Here is a 5,130-nt window from a genome sequence, read left to right on the forward strand (position 1 = left end):
ACGGACGTAGGCGGGATTCTCGGCCACGCGAGTGCGGAGCAGGTCAAGAGCCCATGTGACGGTGTCTGGGCTCTCCAGTTCGGAGGCGGTCCTGGCGAGTGGTTGGAACGCGGCGAGGGCCGTGGTGCGCGCGAAGGCGTCCCGGTGCACGGCGAGTGCCTCCTCGTGCCGACCGGCCGCGATGAGGAGGTCGACGAGTTCGTCGTTCAGTTTCGGCAGGTAGGGGTTGCCGGGGTAGGCAGCGACGCCTTGTCGGGCCCAGTCGGTGGCCTCCTCGGGCCGGTTGGCTGCACGCAAGGCACGGACGATCTTCACATATTGGTCGGGGCCGGTCAGGAACTTGGCGAGGACGGCGACGTACTGGTCAGTGTCTCCGGAGACTTCGGCGAGCTGTTCGCGCAGGTGGCGGACGCCGTAGACGGTGCCCCAGCTGTCCTTGAGGGCTACATCCGCAGCGCGGGTATTGACCATGTCCGCCAGGTGCGCCTGTCCCACGTCGCCGAGCGCGGCGGCGAAGTCGGCCAGGCGGATGTCAGGCCAGCCGGGGCCGTCGAAGACGGTCTTGGCGATCCAGTTCGCCAGCGTCTTCGGGTTCTTGGGCGGGGCTGCGGTCAGGGCTCTCGCGTACATGCCGGTCAACTCGCGCAGCACATCCCCGGCCATGCCGGAGGAGTCGTCCAGATACATCAGCGCCGTTGTGATTCGCTCGACTGCCTTTCGCAGCTCAGGGGCCACCAGCGCTGCGTGGCCCGCGTCCAGTAGGCGCCCGGCCTCCTCGTGCACCGCCCATGCCGTGTGCACGTACTCCCGGTGACCGGCGTACGGCCCGCGGCGCTTGTCTCGCCGCAGTCCGTCAACCAGCCCGCTCAGCGTCGCCGTCTCCCTCATCCACCCATCCCAGCACACCAGGGCGCGGGTAGGCTGCCGAGCCGTGAGCGAGTACCAGTACTACGAGTTCCTTGCCGTCGACCGCCCGCTGAGCGAGGAGGAGCTCAGGCAGGTACGGGCGCTGTCCACCCGCGCCGACATCACCCCGACCCGCTTCGTCAACGAGTACCACTGGGGCGACTTCCGCGGCGATACGACGAAACTGGTGGAGCAGTTCTACGACGCCCACCTGTACTACGCGAACTGGGGCAGCCGCCGCCTCGTCCTGCGCCTGCCCGCCAGCCTGCTCCCGGCCAAGCAGGCCGCCCCGTACGCCATGGAGGAGTCGCTGAGCGTCTGGACCCGCTCCGGGCACATACTGCTCGACTTCTCCCTGTCCTCGGAGGACGGCGAGGAGTGGGACTTCGAAACGTCCTACGCACTCTCGACGTTCGTGGGGCTGCGCGCCGAGCTCGCAGCTGGCGACCTGCGGCCGCTTTACGTGGCCTGGCTCGCCGGGCTCACCGCCTGGGAACTGGCTGAGGATGACGAGGAGGAATACGCCCTCGAAGTCGAGCCGCCCGTCCCCCCGGGTCTGGCCTCGCTCACCGGCCCCCAGCGGGCCCTCGCCGACTTCCTGTGCGTCGATGCGGACCTGCTGACAGCCGCTGCCGAGAGCAGCGAGTCGGCCCCCGCGGACGCCGTGGACTGTGCAGCTCTGGCGGCCTTCATCGCCGCGCTCCCGGCCGCCGAGAAGGATTCCCTGCTGCTCGAGGCCGCGCTCGGCACCGCTCCTCTGCCGAGCCACCGACTCCTGGCCCGCTATCGCGCCACCACCGCCCCCGGCCCCCGTGCCGGAGCCAAGCGGCGCACCGCCGCCCAGCTACTGGACGCCGCCTACCGTCACCGCACCGAGCGCCGGCAACGCGAGAAGGCGGCCCGAGCCGCAGCCGAGCAGGCCCGGGCGCGCGCCGCTGCCGAGGCCCGTGAGGCGCATTTGGACCAGCTTGCGCGGAACACCGGCAATGCGTGGCGTGACATCGGTGACCTGATCGCCCAGAAGAAGGCCGCCGCCTACGACGCCGCCATCGCACTCCTGCGGGACCTCCGCGACATTCAGGCCCGCACCGGGTGCACCGCCGACTTCGACCGCCGAGTCGGCGAACTGCGAGCCGCACACCGGGGCAAACCCTCGCTGATGCAGCGCTTCGACAGCATGGGCATTCCCAATCCCTGACCAACCCCGAGGGTCCGCCGTCTGCCGGTGCACCTCAGGTCTCCCACCGCGCGCTCAGCGAGCATCCTGCACCGCGGCTCAATTCCGACAGGACTGGCGCAGTCTCACGTTGAACTGTCAGCGAGCAGGTCCCCGGCTCGGTAGGCGAACGCCGGAACCCAGGCACAAGACTGCGGGTGCCGATAAATCATCCGGCCTGGTCAAGCGGCACGTTGGTACTCATGAAGGGTTCCGCTGAGTCGGTCTCGTCGGCGGACCTCCAGGTACCTGATTTGTGCCGGCACGCTGATTGGTTCGGGTAGCGGTCGGAGCGGCGCGGCTTGGCCCAGGGCTCGGTGGGGCCGATGCCAGTTGTAGAAGGTCTCGAACTCGCGGAGCGCATGCAGGAGATGGCTCTGGTTCCAGATCAAGGTGCGGTCCAGGAGCTCCCTGCGGCAGGTCTGTATCCAGCGCTCCACGATGGAGTTCATTCGGGGTATCTGGATGCCGGCTGTGACGACTGTCAGTCCGGCGCCGGCGAGAAGGGCGTCGAAGGCCTGCGTGAACTTCGAGTCGCGGTCGCGGATCAGGAATCGCGCGGGCTGCCCGCGTCCTCGAGGTCCATGAGGAGATTGCGTCCGAGCTGCACGGTCCAGTCCGCGGTGTGGTGTGGGGTGGCGCCCAGGATCCGGACGCGCCGGGTGGAGTGCTCGATGACGGCGAAGACGTACAGACGCGCCCCGGTCAGGGTTCGGGTCTCGAAGAAGTCGCAGGCGAGCAGTGCGTCGGCCTGGCTGCGCAGGAAGTCGGCCCAGGTCGTGCTCTGCCGTTCGGGCGCGGGTGGGATGCCGTGCTCGCGGAGGATCTCCCACACGGTAGAGGCGGCGACCTTGATGCCCAGCGCGGCGAGCTCGCCGTGGATCCGGCGATAGCCCCACGAGGGATTCTCGTGGGCCAGGCGTGGGACCAGGGCGCGGATCGAGCGGACCGTGGGTGGGCGTCCGCGCTGCTTCGGCGCGCAGGTGGCGGCATGTTGTCGGTTGAGCAGTTTGCGATGCCACCGCATGATCGTGTCCGGGCGTACCAACATCAGGACCTCGCGCAGTTTCTCCCTTGGGAGGTGGTGGAGCAGGCTGGCGAGGACAGCGCGGTCGGTGTCGGTGAACGTGGGCTTGCCGACCTGGCGTTGCAGTACGAGCAGTTGGTGCCGCAGGGCAAGGATCTCGATGTCTTTGTCCCGGTCGCCCATTGGCAGCAGGCGCAGGAGCGACAGGGTGTTGGTCGCGGCGAGGTAGGCCAGACGCAGCATCACGAGATCATGATGGCGTCCGCGTCTGCGCACATGAAGACATCGGAATGGTCAGCGGGCGCGAGCCGAGGTCAGTCGATCAAGACCTCTACCTGGGTGGATGATTTATCGGCACCCGCAGTGCCGATGACTTGTTCGCAGTCAGCATTCATCCGAGGAGCCCGCGGAGCGCTACGCAGGACCTCGATGCCCTCGGCTGCGAAGACCGCATCGAAGGAGTCGGTGAACTTTGCGTCCTGGTCGCGGAGCAAGAGATGCAGCGAGTCGATCTGAACACCCAACTCGATGGCGAGGTTTCTCGCCTGCTGCACCGTCCAGGGCCCGGTGGGATGAGCGGTCACTCCCGCGATGTGCAGTCGGCGTGTGCCGTGGCTCCGCCATGACGTCACCCCGAACCGAAAATCTGAGTAGTTGGGCGACCGACCACGGCTCCGGTGCGCCGTGACAGTTTTGGTCCTGCGCGCGGGCCCCGTGCAGTGGGCACGGTTTCCGCGGCGCAGGACCAGGCGCGGCGTGTGATCACTTGACGTCGACGTAGTCACCCGCGGCCGAGACGGCCGGGGTGGTGGACGTACCGGCGAAGGAGTAGCGCCAGTAGCCGTCGACCGTTGCCTTGTAGGTCGTCTTCAGGTTGCCGTGGCTGTCGGTGCTGATGGTCTTGAGGGTCGTGTAGGTGCTGGTGCCCTTCTTGCGGAACTGCAGCTTGACCTTCTGGCCCGTGTAACCGGCGTACGTGTGGGTCTCCCAGTTCGCGCGGGTGAGGGCACCGGTGATGGTGAGCGTCTTGCCCTTCTTGACCGGCTCGGGCGCGGCATTCACGGTGAGCTTGGACAAGCGCTGGACGGCGGGGGAACGCTGCCCGGTCAACTCCGCGGTTCCGATCTTGCTGACGTCTGAAGGGTTGCTGGGGTTCTGCCCGTTGTAGGCGATGGCCCAGGCCACCGAGTGCCAGCTCGTTCCGGCGTCGGCGTTGCGCAGGTCGGACTTGGGGTAGATGTCGACGGTCCCCTTGCAGGTCTCCACGGTGACGACCTTCTCGTACGAGGACTGGGAGGAGGTCACGGTGCACGTCGCCGGCTGGTCGCCGTACAGGTCGGCCGACGGGGAAGTGGCGGAGCCCCGGTACAGGTCCAGGCCGACGTAGAAGTCGGAGGCGGAGATGTCGACGTTGGTGGCGGTGAGGGTGAAGCTGTAGGGCACGTGCACGATGGCGCTGGTGCCCACGGACACGGCGGACTTGCCGCCGGCGACCTTCACGTCCGAGAAGGTCACCGCCAGCGGGTACGGCGTGGCCGCGGCGGCGGATGCCGCGAAGGCGGACTTCCCCGTGGTGGGCGCGGAGTGGCCGGCGAGCTGCCAGGGGCGCGCGGCACCCGGGGTGCCAGCCGCCTGGGCAGCCGGGATGGCAGCGCCGGTCAGTGCGGCGGCGCCGCAGACGACGGCGACGGCCGCAGTAGCGCGAATACGCATGCGTTCTCCGTTGGAGAAGCGCCGGGAAGGGTGATCCGACCGTCCCCCCGACGCACAGATTCGGAAAGCCAACCGAGAGGGCTGGCGTGTGACAATGACTCAGACGTGCCAAGCCGGGCGATGGTTGTACGGCATGCAGCCGAGGTCCGGCGTGGCAGGTCTGGATCAGAAACGGGGCTCTCCCGGCATCGGTGTGGGTCAGCCGGTGCGAGTGGGGGGTCGCTCCCACGGCAGGACGAGGGTGATGGGGCCGCAGGTGAGCATGACC

3 protein-coding genes and 2 pseudogenes are annotated in these 5,130 nt (G+C 68.2%); 1 reads left to right on the plus strand and 4 read right to left on the minus strand.

The annotated features are described in order from the left end of the window. On the minus strand, nucleotides 1-888 hold an 888-nt coding region (locus tag ACWDA7_RS50085; protein WP_450614535.1), incomplete at its 3' end, for a DUF6880 family protein. A gap of 43 nt (nucleotides 889-931) precedes the next feature. Between ACWDA7_RS50085 and ACWDA7_RS50090 the strand changes: the two genes are divergently transcribed. Then, nucleotides 932-2,104: a hypothetical protein gene (locus tag ACWDA7_RS50090; protein ID WP_450614537.1), complete on the plus strand. Its 1,173-nt coding sequence runs from the start codon at nucleotides 932-934 to the stop codon at nucleotides 2,102-2,104. 200 nt (nucleotides 2,105-2,304) lie between these two features. On the opposite strand, the pseudogene ACWDA7_RS50095 reads toward ACWDA7_RS50090, so the two are convergent. From ACWDA7_RS50095 to ACWDA7_RS50105, 3 genes and pseudogenes are all read right to left on the minus strand, one after another. Then, nucleotides 2,305-3,395 (minus strand): annotated as a pseudogene (locus tag ACWDA7_RS50095) (integrase core domain-containing protein). A 116-nt stretch (nucleotides 3,396-3,511) separates the two neighbouring features. Then, nucleotides 3,512-3,763: pseudogene (locus ACWDA7_RS50100) on the minus strand (integrase core domain-containing protein); the annotation flags it as partial. A gap of 148 nt (nucleotides 3,764-3,911) precedes the next feature. Continuing rightward, entirely contained in the window at nucleotides 3,912-4,862 is a 951-nt protein-coding gene (locus ACWDA7_RS50105; protein WP_450614539.1) for a hypothetical protein, read from the minus strand. Between the last annotated feature and the right edge of the window lie 268 nt (nucleotides 4,863-5,130).

This window comes from Streptomyces sp. NPDC001156, from assembly GCF_053598275.1.

Bases quoted from the DNA above. Each gene is read 5' to 3' on its own strand.
- ACWDA7_RS50105 (WP_450614539.1), bottom strand. From the start codon at position 4,862: ATGCGTATTCGCGCTACTGCGGCCGTCGCCGTCGTCTGCGGCGCCGCC.